Annotated in this window: 20 protein-coding genes and 1 tRNA gene; 5 read left to right on the forward strand and 16 right to left on the reverse strand. The window is 46.5% G+C overall.

The window, feature by feature from the left end; genetic code table 11:
- Positions 1-76 precede the first annotated feature (76 nt).
- Both FGT79_RS05525 and FGT79_RS05530 read right to left on the reverse strand, forming a co-directional pair.
- Positions 77-3,106, reverse strand: coding sequence for an efflux RND transporter permease subunit (locus tag FGT79_RS05525; protein WP_138751742.1), 3,030 nt, complete (start codon positions 3,104-3,106; stop codon positions 77-79).
- 362 nt (positions 3,107-3,468) lie between these two features.
- Complete coding sequence (locus FGT79_RS05530) at positions 3,469-4,650, reverse strand: MFS transporter (protein ID WP_138751743.1); 1,182 nt, start codon at positions 4,648-4,650, stop codon at positions 3,469-3,471.
- A gap of 176 nt (positions 4,651-4,826) precedes the next feature.
- Between FGT79_RS05530 and FGT79_RS05535 the strand changes: the two genes are divergently transcribed.
- Together FGT79_RS05535 and FGT79_RS05540 are read left to right on the forward strand one after the other, a co-directional pair.
- Positions 4,827-6,296, forward strand: coding sequence for an aminotransferase class I/II-fold pyridoxal phosphate-dependent enzyme (locus FGT79_RS05535; protein WP_138751744.1), 1,470 nt, complete (start codon positions 4,827-4,829; stop codon positions 6,294-6,296).
- Positions 6,297-6,428: 132 nt separating this feature from the next.
- Positions 6,429-6,845, forward strand: a complete 417-nt coding sequence (locus FGT79_RS05540; RefSeq protein ID WP_138751745.1) for a DUF1885 family protein — start codon at positions 6,429-6,431, stop codon at positions 6,843-6,845.
- Between the two features lie 92 nt (positions 6,846-6,937).
- Here FGT79_RS05540 and FGT79_RS05545 read toward each other — a convergent pair whose 3' ends face one another.
- The 3 genes from FGT79_RS05545 to FGT79_RS05555 all read right to left on the reverse strand — a co-directional run bounded on the left by FGT79_RS05545 (position 6,938) and on the right by FGT79_RS05555 (position 8,299).
- Positions 6,938-7,246 (reverse strand): DUF1292 domain-containing protein, encoded by a 309-nt coding sequence (locus FGT79_RS05545; protein ID WP_138751746.1) that lies wholly within the window; start codon positions 7,244-7,246, stop codon positions 6,938-6,940.
- 116 nt (positions 7,247-7,362) lie between these two features.
- Positions 7,363-7,926 (reverse strand): stalk domain-containing protein, encoded by a 564-nt coding sequence (locus FGT79_RS05550; RefSeq protein ID WP_138751747.1) that lies wholly within the window; start codon positions 7,924-7,926, stop codon positions 7,363-7,365.
- Positions 7,927-8,095: 169 nt separating this feature from the next.
- A complete protein-coding gene (locus FGT79_RS05555; RefSeq protein ID WP_138751748.1) occupies positions 8,096-8,299 on the reverse strand; it encodes a hypothetical protein in 204 nt (67 codons plus the stop codon).
- Between the two features lie 124 nt (positions 8,300-8,423).
- Here FGT79_RS05555 and FGT79_RS05560 point away from each other — a divergent pair, with 124 nt between their 5' ends.
- The gene (locus FGT79_RS05560; protein WP_138751749.1) at positions 8,424-9,158 is read left to right on the forward strand and encodes an MBL fold metallo-hydrolase; all 735 of its coding nucleotides are present in this window, start codon (positions 8,424-8,426) and stop codon (positions 9,156-9,158) included.
- A 77-nt stretch (positions 9,159-9,235) separates the two neighbouring features.
- Here the strand turns inward: FGT79_RS05560 and FGT79_RS05565 are convergent, their stop codons facing one another.
- On the reverse strand, positions 9,236-9,487 hold the full coding sequence (locus tag FGT79_RS05565) for a DUF3892 domain-containing protein (protein ID WP_138751750.1): 252 nt from the start codon (positions 9,485-9,487) through the stop codon (positions 9,236-9,238).
- A gap of 134 nt (positions 9,488-9,621) precedes the next feature.
- Positions 9,622-9,789, reverse strand: coding sequence for a hypothetical protein (locus FGT79_RS30960; RefSeq protein ID WP_171056088.1), 168 nt, complete (start codon positions 9,787-9,789; stop codon positions 9,622-9,624).
- Positions 9,790-10,119: 330 nt separating this feature from the next.
- Here FGT79_RS30960 and FGT79_RS05570 point away from each other — a divergent pair, with 330 nt between their 5' ends.
- Together FGT79_RS05570 and FGT79_RS05575 are read left to right on the forward strand one after the other, a co-directional pair.
- Positions 10,120-10,287: an aspartyl-phosphate phosphatase Spo0E family protein gene (locus FGT79_RS05570; RefSeq protein ID WP_138751751.1), complete on the forward strand. Its 168-nt coding sequence runs from the start codon at positions 10,120-10,122 to the stop codon at positions 10,285-10,287.
- Positions 10,288-10,330: 43 nt separating this feature from the next.
- Positions 10,331-10,403 (forward strand) — tRNA-Val (locus FGT79_RS05575).
- 151 nt (positions 10,404-10,554) lie between these two features.
- On the opposite strand, the gene FGT79_RS05580 is transcribed toward FGT79_RS05575, so the two are convergent.
- The 9 genes from FGT79_RS05580 to FGT79_RS05625 form a co-directional block, all read right to left on the reverse strand.
- On the reverse strand, positions 10,555-10,800 hold the full coding sequence (locus tag FGT79_RS05580) for a hypothetical protein (RefSeq protein WP_138751752.1): 246 nt from the start codon (positions 10,798-10,800) through the stop codon (positions 10,555-10,557).
- 17 nt (positions 10,801-10,817) lie between these two features.
- The gene (locus FGT79_RS05585; RefSeq protein WP_138751753.1) at positions 10,818-11,441 is read right to left on the reverse strand and encodes a sigma factor-like helix-turn-helix DNA-binding protein; all 624 of its coding nucleotides are present in this window, start codon (positions 11,439-11,441) and stop codon (positions 10,818-10,820) included.
- A 155-nt stretch (positions 11,442-11,596) separates the two neighbouring features.
- Positions 11,597-12,286 carry a putative metallopeptidase gene (locus FGT79_RS05590; protein WP_138751754.1) on the reverse strand — a complete coding sequence of 230 codons (690 nt, stop codon included), beginning with the start codon at positions 12,284-12,286 and terminating at the stop codon, positions 11,597-11,599.
- 29 nt (positions 12,287-12,315) lie between these two features.
- On the reverse strand, positions 12,316-12,732 hold the full coding sequence (locus tag FGT79_RS05595; protein ID WP_138751755.1) for a helix-turn-helix domain-containing protein: 417 nt from the start codon (positions 12,730-12,732) through the stop codon (positions 12,316-12,318).
- 69 nt (positions 12,733-12,801) lie between these two features.
- Positions 12,802-13,437, reverse strand: coding sequence for a hypothetical protein (locus FGT79_RS05600; RefSeq protein ID WP_138751756.1), 636 nt, complete (start codon positions 13,435-13,437; stop codon positions 12,802-12,804).
- Positions 13,438-13,759: 322 nt separating this feature from the next.
- A complete protein-coding gene (locus FGT79_RS05610) occupies positions 13,760-14,020 on the reverse strand; it encodes a hypothetical protein (protein ID WP_138751758.1) in 261 nt (86 codons plus the stop codon).
- A 13-nt stretch (positions 14,021-14,033) separates the two neighbouring features.
- Positions 14,034-14,498: an ASCH domain-containing protein gene (locus FGT79_RS05615; protein WP_342778460.1), complete on the reverse strand. Its 465-nt coding sequence runs from the start codon at positions 14,496-14,498 to the stop codon at positions 14,034-14,036.
- 19 nt (positions 14,499-14,517) lie between these two features.
- Complete coding sequence (locus FGT79_RS32500; RefSeq protein WP_425465007.1) at positions 14,518-14,733, reverse strand: zinc-finger domain-containing protein; 216 nt, start codon at positions 14,731-14,733, stop codon at positions 14,518-14,520.
- A 32-nt stretch (positions 14,734-14,765) separates the two neighbouring features.
- Positions 14,766-15,923 (reverse strand): DNA-methyltransferase, encoded by a 1,158-nt coding sequence (locus FGT79_RS05625; protein WP_138751761.1) that lies wholly within the window; start codon positions 15,921-15,923, stop codon positions 14,766-14,768.
- Positions 15,924-16,037 lie beyond the last annotated feature (114 nt).

Genomic DNA, 16,037 nt, shown 5'->3' on the forward strand with positions numbered 1-16,037 from the left:
CAGGTATAATTCCTGCCCAGCCGTTTTTGTCTCTTATGAAGCGCGCCGCCAGCCGCCCGCGCTCCCTCTTTTTTTATTAAACATGCTGCGGTGCAGCGGCTTCCACATGTGAAGCTGCTAGCTGAGCGTGCCGCTGCTTCCGTGAAGTGCGGAAGAATAACAGTTCATACACGCATGGGACAATGATCAATGTCAGAAGCGTAGCTGCGATAAGCCCGCCAATAACGACAATCGCTAAGCTTTGGGATACGATACTTCCAGATTCGTGGGAGCCGAATACGAGCGGCAGCATAGCCGAAACGGTTGCTACAGCTGTCATCACGATTGGACGCATCCGTGTCGTAGCTGCTTCAATCAATGACTCGCGAATCGACATGGTCTCTTCATTCTGCTTCACACGGTCAATGAGTACGATGGCATTCGTAACGACGATTCCAATAAGCATCAGTGCCCCGAACATCGCTGTGAAATCTGGTGTAACCCCCGATATAAGCAGGCCGGTAACAGCACCGATAGCAGCTAGCGGCAAGGAAATCATAATCGCCAGCGGTGCGCGAAGCGTCTTGAACGTCAATACCATAATCAGATAAACCAGCCCTATGGAAATGAGAGCAGTTAATCCCAAATCCGCGAAATCACTTGCTTGCTCTGCGGATGCGCCGCCAACTGCGAGCGTAACGCCATCCGGCAGTTTAAGCGCTGAGGATGCCTTATTAATCTCTGTGCCCACAATAGACAACTCTTTCGGCTCTGCGCTTGCTGTTATGCGAATATACGTTTTTCCATCCTTATGGTAGAACAATGCAGGCTCCTCGGTGCGAACTAGCTCCGCTACCTCTGAGATAGGAACTGAACCTTTTTCTGTCATAATGGTCAGCTTCTCCAACTCTGCCTTGGAAGCCGGATTGAAAACGGGCTGCAGCAGAACCTGAGTATCGCTTGACTCCACATCTATCGTACCGATCGGCAGCGGATTTAACATGCTTTGGAGCTGCATCGCAACCTCTTCACCCTTAGCCAAAGCAGGATCAACATGGAAAGAATACACTGACTTCTTCTCCTCTTGATTGCTCTCGACCTTAATCACACCGTCAATCGGTTTAATCGTTGCGATCAACTGATCCGCCGTTTCGGTGAGCGCTTCTATATTGTCGCCAATGACGTCAATATAGATTTGTGAGGAGCTGCTGCCCATAATTAGATCGGAGGCGTCAGCTGTCAGCGTCGCGTCCTTGTATTTGTCTTTCTGAGCCTTTACTTTCTCAATAAACACTTCAGCATCGACACCTTCACTCAGGTCAATCATATAAGTGATAAGCGTTGGAGAGGTTACGGAGCCGAACTGTGCAGCGTCCGCACTATTGCCGAGCATCATCATAACCCATTCGATATCTTTATCTGATGTTAGGAATGATTCGAACTTCTTTCCTTCTTCAAGCACGTAATCTGCTGGCGCTTCGCTCGGATATTGCAGCGTGACATTAATGTTCTGTGCACTGGAGGAATCAAGTGCTCCCTTAGGCATAAATACATAGGCACTGATCGAGCCAGCGAACAATATAACAGCAGCAAGGAGCGGCACGTATTTATGTGCGAGATTCCATCTAATAAAAGCAGCAAATTTGGGCGAGCCCGTATGCTCCTTCTCTTTGGTGCCGCGCAGCAAGACCGCGCTTAGCAGTGGTACAACCGTCAAAGCAACAAGCAAGGATGCAAGCAGGGAATAGGCGACTGTAAGCGCGAACGGCAGCAGGAATGCCTGCAGAGAGCCGCGCAGCAAGCCCATAGGTAAAAACACAGCTACCGTTACGAGCGTCGAGGAAGTAATCGCGGAGGAAACCTCCTTCGTAGCATCCGTAATCAGCTTCACGGAGAACGATTCCTTCTGAAGCCTTCTATAGATGTTCTCAATGACGACGATGCTGTCATCCACTAGACGGCCTACGGCTACCGCAACCCCACCGAGCGTGATAATGTTAAGGGAAACACCAGACAACTGCAGCAAATATAAAGTAATGCCTAGAGACAACGGTATCGATACAATCGTTACGATTGTCGCTCTGAAATTACGCATGAACAGCAAGATGACGATTGTTGCGAATAGCGCACCAAGCAGCACTTCCTGCATCATACTGTTAACTGAGGAAACCACTGATTCCGATGTACTTAGAATAATCGAAATAGCAATACCTTTCACTTCTGTATTCAAGCGTTCCACAGTTTTCTCGATCCCATTGCCTACCGTAACGGCATTCGCATCCGCAGATTTCGAAATGGTGAACATTATAGCATCCTTACCATTCATTCTTCCGATGCTCTCTTGATCCTTAGAGAGCTCCACGGCCGCGACATCCGACAGTACAACGCCTGCTGCAACCGGCAGCTTACGCAGTGTTTCTAGGCCAGTCACCTGATCCCATACGTTCAAATTTCCTGCGGCACCATCAATGGTCCTCTCCCCGATAGATACAGAATCTCCCCTGCCTTGCAGCAAGCCCGTGAGCGCTTGTACAGGGATTCCCGCTTCCGCTAACTTATCCGTATCTGGGATGATATGAACCGCCGGGGTCGATTTTCCGCTAATACTGATTTGACCAGCACCTTCGGATTTCTGAAGCTCTGTTGTCACTAGCTTCAACTTCGTTTCCTTCTCTTGCTCGCTCATTCCATCCTCGAATGTGAGCGTAACCCATGAGATTGGAATCATTGACGTATTAAACTGAACAACAAACGGCTTCATTACATTCGCAGGCAGTGGAACTTGAGCGACGATCCGCTCGATTTCTGCCTTCGCGTCTTTCATATTGGTTTTGGAATCAAAATTCAAATTAATTTGTGCATATCCGTCGCCTGAAGTCGAGAGCATATCCGTTTTCCCCTTGACGAATGTAACAGCCTCTTCTAGCGGATTAGTCACTTTTTGCTCCATCGACTTTGCATCGTTGCCAGGCCCAATAGCTGTGATCATAACCTGAGGGTTATCAGCCGCAGGCAGGAATTCCATCGGCAGCCTCAGATAGCTGATTACCCCCATCGCTAATGCCATAATGACGATCAGGATGATGGCCGCCTTGTTCCGGAATGACCATTCTGTCAATTTACTCATTTGTTTCCGACTCCTTTTCCCTTTACGGTTATCTATTTGTTTTGTCTTCTCTAATCATAATGGGAAGAAAAGGGAAGCAAAAACGGCCAGAGAAGGGCATTCGCTCTCGACCAGAGACGGATATCTTCTACGTCTGTAGACGGGGAATCTTGTTTGCTCAGCATTATAGGTGAACTTTACGAAATACAGAGCAGTTACACAAGCAAAAACGGCTGCGGCGTCCTTTAGACGCTGAAGGAGCTTTGACGGTGAAATATAAACCCGTTATAAGCTTACAAACTTATACATTCTTATATTTTGAAAAAAAGCCGATTATCCACTATAAGCGGACAATCGGCTTTAGCCATTTGATATTGGGATGCCTAAGCTTCTGTATGTGCCAAGCTGGACTTGTCCAATTGGCGAAAGCGAAGCAGGAGTACAAGTGCAGCGAGACAAAGTATTCCGCCCAGCAGGTATGGCAGGCCCATTTCAATCGTGAAAAAGAAGGAGCCTAGCAGAGGACCCGCGATACGGCCTAAGCTGTCCATCGACGAGCTTAGCCCTGATGCAACGCCCTGCCCTACTGTAGTCTTTTGTGTAATAAGCGATGTTACGCAAGGTCTGATCAAGGAGTTTCCAATACCGAACACCGCCAAGGACAGCGTAGCCCACCATAGCGAATGGGCACCAAGAAGGAGGAAGAAACCAATTGCCGATATGACAAGTCCGATCGCAATGTATTTCGGTTCCTCGCCTTTCTTAATCCGGCGTCGAACGATCCCTCCTTGCACGAGCGCGCCAACAAACCCGCATACAAAAAATAATATGCCAACCTGCAGCGGCGTTACATCAAAGCGCCTCATTCCGAAAAACTGCAGCGTAGCTTCCATACCAGCCAGCGTGAAGGTCACGAAAAACGCCAATATGTACAAATACTTGAGCGGGCCGGTAAAGGCTGCCCATCTTGAAACCTTTTTCTGTGCACCTGTACGCCGCTCTTCTGGAGCTAGTGACTCCTTGAGCTTCCATACAGCAAGTACAAAGGTGATCAACGCAAGCACGGATGCCGTATAAAATGGGGTTTCAAGTGAGAACACGCTCAGCAACCCGCCTACACCAGGCCCGATCGTGAAGCCAAGCCCGATCGATATACCAACAAGCGCCATGCCCTTCGTTCTCTCCTCAGGCGGTGTAATGTCGGCTACGTATGCTACAATAACGGATGCCACTGCACCGGAGAATAAGCCGCCTAGCACTCGTGATAAATACATGAGCGTCAAGTCTTCTGACGACAAGCCAAACAACAGAAAGCTTGCCGCGAAGCCCAATACGCCGATCAGAATAATAGGTCTTCTTCCGATACGATCCGATAATCCGCCCCAGAATGGAGACAGTAAAAAAGAAACGGCTGAATAAATAGCCAGCATTCGACCTGTGTGCAGCTCCGCTTTGCTTGGATCTGCGGCTTGAATAATTTCTGGCATTACCGGGATGATAATCCCAAAACCTATAAATGTCGTCATTAATATGGCCATTACGATAAGCATTCGTTTATCTTTCATCCTGCAACACCTCCACCAACCTATGTTACCATATCCATTTATCAACGATGTATGAACAATTGAAGAACAAATCAGCATGTCATACGCCTTTTACAAAATTGAAGCTTGCATTCCCCCCTGTATTTGCTATACTCAACTTTGTTTGTAAACTCTAATGAAAGGCAGGGATGAGAGCGATGGATCACAATAACACCCCGCTATTCACCGCGCTTCGCCGTCATGCGGAGCAGGATCCTGTACAGTTCCATATTCCAGGACACAAAAAAGGATTGGGCAGCGATTCGGAATTTCGCGAATTTATCGGTGACAACACGTTGTCGATCGATTTAATCAATATAGCACCGCTCGATGATCTGCATCAGCCGACAGGCGTAATTGAAGAAGCTCAGAAGCTGGCAGCCGATGCATTCGGCTCCGATTATACTTATTTCTCCGTGCAAGGGACAAGCGGAGCGATTATGACGATGATATTAACCGTGTGTGCGCCAGGTGATAAAATCATCGTGCCGCGCAACGTTCATAAATCCATCATGGCTGCTATTATTTTTGCAGGTGCGAGACCCGTCTTCATTTCTCCTGCACGGGATAACAATCTGGGGATCGATCACGGCATTACGACGCGTTCTGTTCGCAAAGCACTGGAGCGCCATCCTGACGCCAAAGGTGTTCTCGTCATTAACCCTACCTATTTCGGCATCTGTGCTAACCTGAAAGAAATCGTCGATCTGGTACACAGCTTCGACATTCCCGTGCTTGTTGATGAAGCGCATGGCGTGCTTATTCATTTCCACGAGAAGCTGCCGATGTCTGCTATGCAGGCTGGCGCGGATATGGCTGCGACTAGCGTCCATAAACTTGGCGGTTCCATGACACAGAGCTCAGTACTGAACGTTCGCAAGGGCAGAGTCAACCCGCACCGGATTCAAACCGTAATCAGCATGCTGACCACAACTTCTACTTCTTACATTTTGCTAGCATCACTGGATACCTCTCGTCGCAATCTTGCTTTGAATGGACATGCTATCGCCGAACGCGCAATCGAGCTTGCCCAAGATGCACGCAAGCAAATTAATGAGATTCCCGGCCTCTACTGCTTCGGTGAAGAAATTCTTGGAGACGAGGCAACCTATGATTACGATCCAACCAAGGTTTCCATCCATGTCCGCCACCTAGGCATAACAGGCTACGAGACAGAAAACTGGCTGCGCGAACATTATAATGTTGAGATTGAAATGAGCGATATGTATAACATTCTTTGCCTAGTTACGCCTGGAGATACCTCTGATTCGATTTCTAAATTGTTAGCTTCGCTGCGCGGACTATCAGAGAGGTTCCATGAAGGCGCCGAAGCACGTGAACTAGTCGTCAAAATTCCGGACATCCCTCAGCTGTCGCTCACACCTCGTGATGCTTTCTATGGCGAGACGGAAGTGCTCCCATTCAAGGAATCAGCAGGAAGAATAATAGCCGAATTTATTTATGTGTATCCACCCGGCATCCCTATCCTTCTGCCAGGCGAAGTCATTACGCAAAAAAATATTGATTATATCGTTGACCATGTTCAAGTCGGACTTCCTGTAAAAGGTCCGGAGGATCGCAGCATTGAATTTGTTAAAGTAATCGTTGAAGAAACAGCGATCTCATAGGCGCTGCGCCATGGGCGGTCCTGCAGTCATACTTTGACAGCGGACTGCCTTTTTTATACCAGATTCACGATTAGTTCCACTTATTGTCAACCCAAAATGAGCATGCTATGATGTGGTCAGAGGTGAGATGCGATGAGTCAAAGCGCTTACATAAAATTCGTGCAAGGATCATCTGTAGAGAAGCTGGACATTAACGATATTAAAAGTCAGCTCTTGCAATACAAGGAGCAAACCACCCATACCGGTTCACAGCTGAATTGGAATTATGCGGAAGCAGCATTTCCTTATACCATTGAACAGACGCAGGACGAGCGCTGGTTTTATTTGAAAGGCACCCACCCGCTATACAAACATATTTTATTCGGACCAAGCATGGCGATAAGCACGTCAGGCAGCAGCGTCCCCTGCATTCATGTCGTGCTTCCGGAAGAAGCCACTCATGGCGATAAATCGAAGGCCAATGAGCTATGCAAGTATATAGCAGGCCGTCTGAAAGCAGAGCTAACTATGTTCAATGGCCGAACAATCTATTATAATCCAAGGAAATAAGAGATGGCATGATTGACCGTGAACGAAAAACGATCAGCAAGCTAGGCTTGCCGATCGTTTTTCATTAACTGCTCTATACGCGCCGTGCGAAATTATTTCTCTTCGCTCTCCGTACGGGCAATTTCTTCATAAATCGCCGTTACGCGATCCCATTCTGCATCGTCTTCAATACCGACTAGGAAAGACTCATCGTTTTCTTCTTCAATACGGAAAATGACGCCGTCTGCTTCAGGATCATTGCGATCCAACAATACAGCATACACATTGTTCTCAGATTCAAACGTATAAACCATGACCATTTCACGTTCCTGGCCCTCGTCGTCAGTCACGATAAAGACATGCTCTTCATGCTCGTGGTCTTCACCACAGCCGCAATCATCGCCATGCTGATGCTCGCTCATGTTATTACCCCATTTCAAATATGTTTATAGACTACCGTATAGTAACATGACATTCTACCAATGGTCAAACGAAAACGCTCCTTATGATAACGGAGCGTCTGCTTGCTTGGCTGCAATTAAATCGAAGATATTAATTTCTCAGAAACGGCTGTCCATTCATCCGAACCTTTCAGCTTTAGAAAGAAACGAATTGGGTATTTCCCGCTAGCTTCGAATTTATATTCGATCTCATCTGTAGCATACCAGAAATTGTCCTTGGACGTGTTCACGTTCTCGGTTTGAATCACTTTCTCTTTCCCGTTCGGGTCGAAGATTGAAACCTTAACAGCTGTCACATCTGTTTTCAAATTATCGATTTGGGAGAACACTTTAAACTTACCTTGATAGCCTTTGGCCACATTCCCGAATACGGCATTATTCTGGAATAAGAACATATGCACATTAGGCTTATACACAGTAGCTCGTTTGCTTTGATTATCCCATTCTACGATGGCTTGCATCGAAGTAGCTAGTTGACGCAGCGGCAAATATGTTTTGTTGTCTGCGATTAACCCGCCGTCATCCTGTTCTGATCCGTTAATAATGACGCGTACTTTCTGGGATGCCGAATCTGCAAACATCAACGTACCGCCCCATACAGACAGCAACAGCAGCAGAATGGCAACTTTTCTGAATTTCATAGTTGTAAGCCCTCCATCCGATAGCCTGGATGTAAGGTTATACTCGAAATCGCATGCAAAGTTGCGCCTTCATGTGAACTATTTTCGAAGCTAGTGCTAGAGTACCAACACTGTCAAATGATGTTGAAACCTGCGCTTGCCCGGGAAATACGAGCATGATATAAGAATATTACCCATACGTTCTCGTCAGAACACAAGGTATGCCCTTTCCTAGTGAGCCAGCCGTTCTCATTCTTGCAAGGTAATTCATGCCTCTGGTACAAGGCGTCTTGCACACCGCACAGGTATCAGAGAGAACCAATTTATAGTTATAATGCTTGCGGTCGCTTGCCGGTTGCTTTTTCTTAGCTGTTTTACCTTTGCCTTTGCTCATCCATCATTCGCCTCCACTATACGTATCGCTTTAGCATTGTATGTAGATCAAGGCGAATGTGCATCAGCAATTGTCAGGCATACTGAAAATTTGGTACATTAAACAAGTGGGATGATGAGGAGGAATTGTTTTGAATATAACGATGATTGGAACAGGCAGTGCTTTTGCCAAAAAGTACGATAATAACAACGCGCTCATCGAACACAATGGCTTCCGATTACTTGTAGACTGCGGCATTACATTGCCTAAAGCTCTGCATCAGCAAGGGATAGCCTTCGATGAGCTTGACGGCGTTTTAATCAGCCATATTCATGGAGATCATGTCGGTGGCTTAGAGGAATATGCGTTCCAGATGATGTTCAAATATCAGCGCAAGCCGATCCTTTATATTGCACAATCTTTGGTCGAGCCTCTGTGGGAGCAGACGCTGCGCGGCGGGTTGACACAAGAACCTCTTGTAGAACTTGAACATTTTTTCGATGTTCGACCGCTTGCACCGGGCATCGATCATGAGCTATATCCAGGGCTAACGGTTAAGCTGATGGAAACGAAGCATATTCCTAATAAACCAAGTTACTCCTTCCTATTTAACGGAAGTTTCTTCTATACAGCTGATATGCGATTTGATCCGATGCTTCTTCAGCAATTGATAGACAATGGTGTCTCCACGATTTATCACGATTGCCAGCTTGAAGCACCTGGTGTCGTTCACGCTTCGCTGGATGAACTGCTAACGTTGCCTGATTTCATCCAGCAGAAGACATGGCTGATGCATTACGGAGACGCCATCGAGCAGTATGTTGGCCATACGGGAAACATGCGCATCGTCGAGCAGCATAAAACCTACACAATTGTATAGATGCAAAAAAGGCGCCGCATTTGAACATGCAAGCGCCTTTTTTATGGACACATCGTAAATGTCATTCATCATCAAATCTAGAAAAGAGGCAGTTGATCCAGGTTGTTGGTTGGATCCCCGTCAGCGTCTCCACGAATATAGAACTCCCCATCCTTGCCTTTGAACGAATTCACTCCTGCGATATGCCCAGCTTGCACTTCTAGAAGCGCCTCCTGATACGCAAGCACTCTTCCGCTACTCGTTTTGAATGCTGTGAGGTCCCCATCACCGTCCTTCTGCACAGCTACAATCTGCTCTCTCGTATCTTGTCCGTTTGTTGATTCGTTCATCGTCATTACCCCTCTCCATACAATGAGTGTACAGCCAAAATATAGATTGCCCATTTATATGAAGATTTCATGCAAAGATGTAAACAAAAAACCGACGAGCCCTTGGAAAGAGGCAACGCCGGTGCGTTGTTATCTTATTTTCTTTTCATTTCATCTGCTGGAAGCCGCCTTCTCCATACAAATTGCTCATCATGTGACAGCGAATCTTCAATAGCAAACTTAGCTACGGCACCAACCACCACCCCGATAATACCAAACATCCCCAATAGCCAAAGGGCTAAATAGGCATACTCTGCAGCCAACAGAAACCGCCTCCCGCGCGCTTTCTTTAAAGGTATGCCGATTCGATTTTATTTAGTATACGATTTCAAGATGCATAAACCCGAGCTATTACTTTATTTAAACCTTACATGTAAAAAAATCCCTCTAAACTGCCGATAATGATTGTAGGAGGTGAATAATGGATAATAGCCTTGTTTCATCATGCTGGATTCGGTGTAGATAATCGAATACGAAGGTAGCACAATGGAGCCGTGTTCAAAAAACTAACATATTTCTAATTGCTTGTTTGAAAAATTCTAACAACCTTCGTTTATCCTTGTTATAACAAATGAAAAGTTGGAGGGATTCAGATGGAAATCAGCTTCTATCAACAAAAGATTGAAGAACTGAGAGCAGAGATGGTAAGACTGTTCGAAGCGTGTAACAATTTCACTGATCAAGCGATTATTAAAATTAGTCAGGAGCTTGATCGTCTGCTTAATGAGTACTCCGTCTCTTTAGCAAATAATAAGTGTTGACATCGTTCTTTTATATTGATATATTATTAACTGTCGCTAATACGATCTGGTAGCTCAGCTGGGAGAGCACTATCTTGACAGGGTAGGGGTCACAGGTTCGAACCCTGTTCAGATCATACGAATGAAAACCCGCGAAGCCTTATAAACATTGGGCTCGCGGGTTTTTTATTTTTATTTGGATTGAGTATTTATAATGAAAAGTGGTGCCAATTGGTGCCGTGATACGAATTTGATACGAATGATACGAAAAAAAGAAAAGCAAGCTATCTAAGCCTTGCTTTCTTCTTTGTTGAATATATCAAGGTTGGTTCCTTCGAGCCAGTTACGAAAAACCAATTTGCTAATATACAGTTCTCTTCCTGCTTTAGCTACATGGAAAGGTGCCGCCCCTAAAAATTCGTACGTTTTCTTCTGACTCATCTTCATGATTTTTTCGATATGTTTAGGTCTCAGGGTCATGGGATATTCTGTCCAGTCGTCTACAACGTTCTCGCATTCTTTATTAGTTTCCATCAGTTCTGCTCCTCTAATTAAAATAACGTCCCCTGCCACCCAGCCGAAACTTTCGCGTGTGCTCGTTGCACATACTTGTCGACCGCGCCCTTGCTTATCGCCAGTGCCTTAGCTATATCTGAATGACTGTAGCATTGACCGTACGATAGCACGTAGCATTCTTTCTCTTGTGGACTGAGGATGCCCAACACTTCCTCCAACCTATGACGCTCTGCTTCGGTTATCGTCGATCCGCTGCGGCTGTTATAAGCATTTGAGAAGTTAGCCATAATCATTGGGTCAAGAAGCACTGTGTTTTGGTATACGCTCCGCCGATCAATTCCACGCTTTGTACCAGGCTGCCGGCCAGTACGTAACCACTCTATGACGAAATTGACTTCCGAGATCATCTCTCTAATGTCATGGAGCTCATTCCAGTGGCCGTCATTTGCTAATCGCCAATGTTTGTACGTGCTTCGATTTTGCTTATTCTCCAGTTCCTCCATCGTCATTCCGCTATCGTGTTCAATATATTCTTCAATTTCCCGCCTACGCGCAGTAAGCATGCGCAGCGTGGCGTTATATGATTTTTTAAGGTCTTGGAGATCTATGAGAAACCCACGATCATCCACCTTACTCAATGTATCCCTTGCTTCGCCCACTTACGTCACGCTCCTTTGTGGGATCGCCCTCCACCGAAGCAGAGGGCGTTATGATTATTTGATTGCGATTATGAGTAGGATAACGCCTGCCCAAATGAGTAGGCAGAAAGTGAGTGCCAGCAGCCAGAAGCTTCTAAAGGACATGTCCATCAGCTTCATTCGAGGTTATCATCCTCTGGCTCATCTGTTTTAGTGCCTTTGTCGACGTCATGCATCGGATCGTTATTTGCAGCTTCAGCAGCGGCGGCTACACCTTCTATCGTCAGCTGGTTTTTGTCCTCCACTTCCTCAACAACCCCATTAGCTCCGACAACAACCTTGATCCCCTCGTGCGGCGGTGCTGGTGGTTCCTCTTTGAGATCCTCAATTGTCATTTGACCAACTTCTTTAAGCCCCAGCAACAACCGCTTCACATCAGCCGCAATAGGTCCATGCCGTTTAATTACATCAATATACGCTTCAAGGTCTGGCGGAACTGACTTGAGGAGTGGAGACCCGTCAGCATGAATCAAAATATCTCCTTTAGCATTCGTTTTGAAATCAAGCCCGAACAATGCCTCATCCAGAAAGTAACGTTGTTGCGGCTCGGTCATTTTCCTCCAAGCATCACAGTTCAGGTACAGGATTGCTTCCTTCTTCAGCGTGCGGCGCAGATCATCAGCTAAAACCTTGAATTTAGCGAACACGTTCCGGCCTTTTGACGACCATCCGCCATGCTTGAATAAAATCAGGAAGCGAGGTTTTTCGAAATGATTGTGATGCTTATCAACAACATCCTTCAGCAGTGTGTAAACCGCCTCTTCCGCTTCCGTGTGAAACTTTTCCGTTTTCGCTTTCTTCGCCATATCTATATCGCTCCCCTAAATGTTATTTGTTAACGCCTTTTATAGTTAATCCGATCAAGCAGCATATTTACCTCAAGCTTGCTTATCCCAAGTTTGGCAGCCAACTCCCTACGTGAGAGATTGGGATTCTCTTTAATCGTGCGCCGCTGCTGATCCGTAACTTTGAAATCCTTCAGGTGCTCCATGAGCGTATCCGGCAGCTCAGGTGTTTTTGGCGGATTGCCATCGTACGTCACCATGTACTTGATATCCTCTATCGCGCTATGTGTAAAGCGGCGCTGATTGCCTTTGCGCTCGATCGCACCTTTGATTACAAGCGCTCGGCACCTAACGCTCACACCTTGTAGTGCCCAGCCGGTCAAATCGGCCACTTGCTGGTAAGAAGATTTGGGATGCTCCGCCAGCAGCTTGTACAACGTCTCTTGTTCTGCGGTTAGGTAAATCATGAATTGGCACCTCCTTCCCAGCACATACGTTCGGTTTTTTGACAAAAAAATATATGACTTGCCTGACTTCTAAACAAGCTCCGATGCACGGAAGAAGTTGCCGAAAGCATCTCTCACGGGAATCTTTTGATCTGCGAATCTGCCCATTGCTGGACGTACTTTATGCTTAGTCTTGCAATTGTGGCATTCTATTTCACTATCATCGAGAGCGATGTAGTGATTGCCTTGATTTTTGCAAGCTTCATTTTGGCACCAGTAGCGCAGGCGGTAGTGTGGCACTTCGTCCTTAAACTTAATTCCTGTATCGTACCAATCTGGCTTTTCTGGTGCTTCTGCAATAGCCTTGTCTAGTTTCTCGCCGATCGATGTATTCAGCGTTCTATTCGCTCCCTGCAGCTCAACTTTTTTTGACTGGATGTTAGTGTTAGCCGGCGGTATCACCTGAGCAGTTACAGGCTGTTGAATGGTTGACTTAGCTTCCTGAACCTCTCTATGTTGCTTCTCTTTCAAATCGGCACTAGAAGCGTTGTCCGCTTTTATTAATACGGGACCGCCTAGATCAACAGTTATTTCTGGTTGCTGCGTAATGCCGAAAATCCCGAAAGTACCAACAATAATGGAATCAATGTGCTGCGGTGTCGCAGCCTCTACCTCTAACTCCACGCTCTTATTGCCTTCGAATACATTCAATTTAACAAATGACATTTGAATCATCCTCCATGTAATTTAATATTCATTATGTTGTATCGCCGAACCGCGAGATTATTTCCGTTCAAACCCGCCACAACTCACTAGGTCATCGTCCAAAAATTCTGTTCGGGGTTCATGATAAAACGGCTTAGATGTACAAGACCGTTTCCCATCTTTTAAAAAAAAGAATTTACAATCTTCGCATCTATCCTCATTGGCATCTGGACCTTCGCCATACAATGCAGCGCACGCAGCGCTGCTTGGTATGAAAAACATACACCTGTCACCAGTTATTAAGCATGTCGTTCCATTGGCTGCTGTACAACCCATTTCATATTCACCTGCCATCCAAGCGATCGACATACTCCTTAAAGCGATCTCTAAGTTCTTGCAGCTCTTGAGCTGACTTCTTGTTATTCGCAGCCATTTGATCAACAAGTTCTCCATACTGCTGATTGATTTCGCCCCGTTGTTTGACAAGCTCCCCATAGCGTTGATTACTCTTTGCTTCCTGCAGGTTGTTCCACATGCCCCATAAGACCATTGCCAGCAGAAGTATTGTCGTTATCCAGTTAAGGCGTTTGAGTCCCTTGCTCATTTAAATCACCTTCCTATTCAGATGTTGTACCGCTTGCAGCCCAATTCCACAAACCCTGCTGCCCCTTGGCTGGTATCGGTTCCGCCAGCTGCTGCACGTCTGCTATTTCCCATGCGAAGCGCCCCGTTGAATAATCCCCATAAACAAATTCAGGTCCATCTATTGACTTGATTCCGCTATTGCTAGTTAACTCCACGTAATCAGATAGACCGTATTGTCTAGCTTTATAGCATTCTGACAGGCTCCCTGTTGCAACAATAGATCCAGTTGGCAGGTTGTCTGGAGTGTATCCATGAGCAGCCAGCGCCGTTTTAATCGTCTCTTGTTCACACGCTTCGCGGTCTATTTTCTTGCCAGCGTGAATAGCGAGCTCTCCGCGATGCTTTGTCGGCCAGCTACGCGTTTCGAATTTTTTAGCGCCAATGGCGATCAGAGTCGCCCACGGTTGAATTATCGTTATTGCTTTCAATAGCCTCACTCCTAATGATCTTTAATTTTCAAGCATATTCTTCATCATCGAACGCCAACTCCACGCGCGGACTGAGTGTAGCGTTAAGCTGCTCACCCAAGCCTTTAAGTTTTAGACCAACCTCACAAGTCCGCTGGCAGTACCCGTCAACATGAGAGGTAGAATGTCCGTGGATCCGATTCAATTCCTTTAGTTGAGGACAACCATCACATCTCCCATCAAGAAGACTGCCAATTTCCCGCATCACTCGTTCACGTACGATCACGTATGTTCACCTCAAAATAATAATGATTGTCCTTCGAACTGAAGCTTAGGCTGCACATTCGCTATTCGTCGCTCAGCGATCTCCACATACTGTTCACCTATCTCGATGCTTGTACATTCACGTCCGTTTTCAATTGCTACCTTTTCAGTTGTTCCACTACCGCCGAACGGGTCCAGTACGCGACCACCTACCGGAGCACCCGCCAAAATGCAGGGCTCGATCAGTTTTTCAGGAAACGTTGCAAAATGTGCTTCCTTGAATTGGGCTGTGGTCACTGTCCAAACAGATCGTTTATTTCTCGAATTACCCTCCCAAGGAATAGAGCCTCCTAAGTGAGAACCGGGTCGATCGCGATCTTTCCCATACTTTCGTTCTTTGTTTCCACTTCTACGCCTAGATTGTTCAGGTCCAAAAGCACCTTTAGAACCACCCACCGCTTTCATATTGCCGTTCGATTTTGTTCCACCAGCAGCCCGCGCGGATCCTTCCTGGCCCTCGATATCCTGTGACAACCGCTCGATACTTGAGGCGGCCATTGGTTCTTTGATAGCTTCATCATCGTAGTAATATCGCTCCGATTTGGAGAGAAGAAACACATACTCATGTGCCTTTGTGGGGCGATCCCTTACACTTTCAGGCATACAGTTCGGTTTATTCCAAATGTTATCCATTCTGAGATACCAACCATCAGCTTGAAGCGCGAAGGCTACACGCCACGGAATGCCAACAAGGTCCTTTGGTTTTAGTCCTGGAGCTTCAAAGTCTTGATATTGAATGCTTCCGGCATGTTGGCCTGTGTGCTGCTTATGCATATCACCGGGATTACCACGTCCGTCAGCGTTGCGGCCTTTCATGGATCCGGAATAAGTATCGCCGTAATTGAGCCACAACGTTCCATCATCCCTCAGCACACGCCAAACCTCTCGAAACACTGAAACAGTATGAGCAACGAACATCTCCGGCGTTGGCTCTAGCCCGAGACAACCATTCCATGCTGGAACAGTCACTTGCGGCAGACCGGGCATTGGAATGTAAGTTGTTTCAGGCCAATCACTAGGCGGAATGCCATAGTCCCGCAATCCCCAATATGGCGGTGAGGTGACACATGTGTGAAAGTATTGCTCCGGTAGCGCCTGCATGACTATCCGGCAGTCTCCCGTCAAAATCATCCCTACACCTCACCAACTAATTCAGTTATACATGGCGTGCATACATCTCGCTCGTTCCATCTCTTGAGCTCTTTCTTTCGCTTAACTTTGCCACACACATCGCATATACAGTGA

The sequence above is a fragment of the Paenibacillus sinopodophylli genome, from assembly GCF_005930355.1.
In the GTDB taxonomy this organism is placed as follows: Bacteria; Bacillota; Bacilli; order Paenibacillales; family Paenibacillaceae; genus Pristimantibacillus; species Pristimantibacillus sinopodophylli.

Excerpts from the sequence above, each read along its gene's own strand:
- FGT79_RS05525 (WP_138751742.1), bottom strand. The coding sequence starts at position 3,106 with ATGAGTAAATTGACAGAATGGTCATTCCGGAACAAGGCGGCCATCATC.
- FGT79_RS05530 (WP_138751743.1), bottom strand. The coding sequence starts at position 4,650 with ATGAAAGATAAACGAATGCTTATCGTAATGGCCATATTAATGACGACA.
- FGT79_RS05535 (WP_138751744.1), top strand. The coding sequence starts at position 4,827 with ATGGATCACAATAACACCCCGCTATTCACCGCGCTTCGCCGTCATGCG.
- FGT79_RS05540 (WP_138751745.1), top strand. The coding sequence starts at position 6,429 with ATGAGTCAAAGCGCTTACATAAAATTCGTGCAAGGATCATCTGTAGAG.
- FGT79_RS05545 (WP_138751746.1), bottom strand. The coding sequence starts at position 7,246 with ATGAGCGAGCATCAGCATGGCGATGATTGCGGCTGTGGTGAAGACCAC.
- FGT79_RS05550 (WP_138751747.1), bottom strand. The coding sequence starts at position 7,926 with ATGAAATTCAGAAAAGTTGCCATTCTGCTGCTGTTGCTGTCTGTATGG.
- FGT79_RS05555 (WP_138751748.1), bottom strand. The coding sequence starts at position 8,299 with ATGAGCAAAGGCAAAGGTAAAACAGCTAAGAAAAAGCAACCGGCAAGC.
- FGT79_RS05565 (WP_138751750.1), bottom strand. The coding sequence starts at position 9,487 with ATGAACGAATCAACAAACGGACAAGATACGAGAGAGCAGATTGTAGCT.
- FGT79_RS05570 (WP_138751751.1), top strand. The coding sequence starts at position 10,120 with ATGGAAATCAGCTTCTATCAACAAAAGATTGAAGAACTGAGAGCAGAG.
- FGT79_RS05580 (WP_138751752.1), bottom strand. The coding sequence starts at position 10,800 with ATGGAAACTAATAAAGAATGCGAGAACGTTGTAGACGACTGGACAGAA.
- FGT79_RS05590 (WP_138751754.1), bottom strand. The coding sequence starts at position 12,286 with ATGGCGAAGAAAGCGAAAACGGAAAAGTTTCACACGGAAGCGGAAGAG.
- FGT79_RS05595 (WP_138751755.1), bottom strand. The coding sequence starts at position 12,732 with ATGATTTACCTAACCGCAGAACAAGAGACGTTGTACAAGCTGCTGGCG.
- FGT79_RS05600 (WP_138751756.1), bottom strand. The coding sequence starts at position 13,437 with ATGTCATTTGTTAAATTGAATGTATTCGAAGGCAATAAGAGCGTGGAG.
- FGT79_RS05610 (WP_138751758.1), bottom strand. The coding sequence starts at position 14,020 with ATGAGCAAGGGACTCAAACGCCTTAACTGGATAACGACAATACTTCTG.
- FGT79_RS32500 (WP_425465007.1), bottom strand. The coding sequence starts at position 14,733 with ATGCGGGAAATTGGCAGTCTTCTTGATGGGAGATGTGATGGTTGTCCT.
- FGT79_RS05625 (WP_138751761.1), bottom strand. The coding sequence starts at position 15,923 with ATGATTTTGACGGGAGACTGCCGGATAGTCATGCAGGCGCTACCGGAG.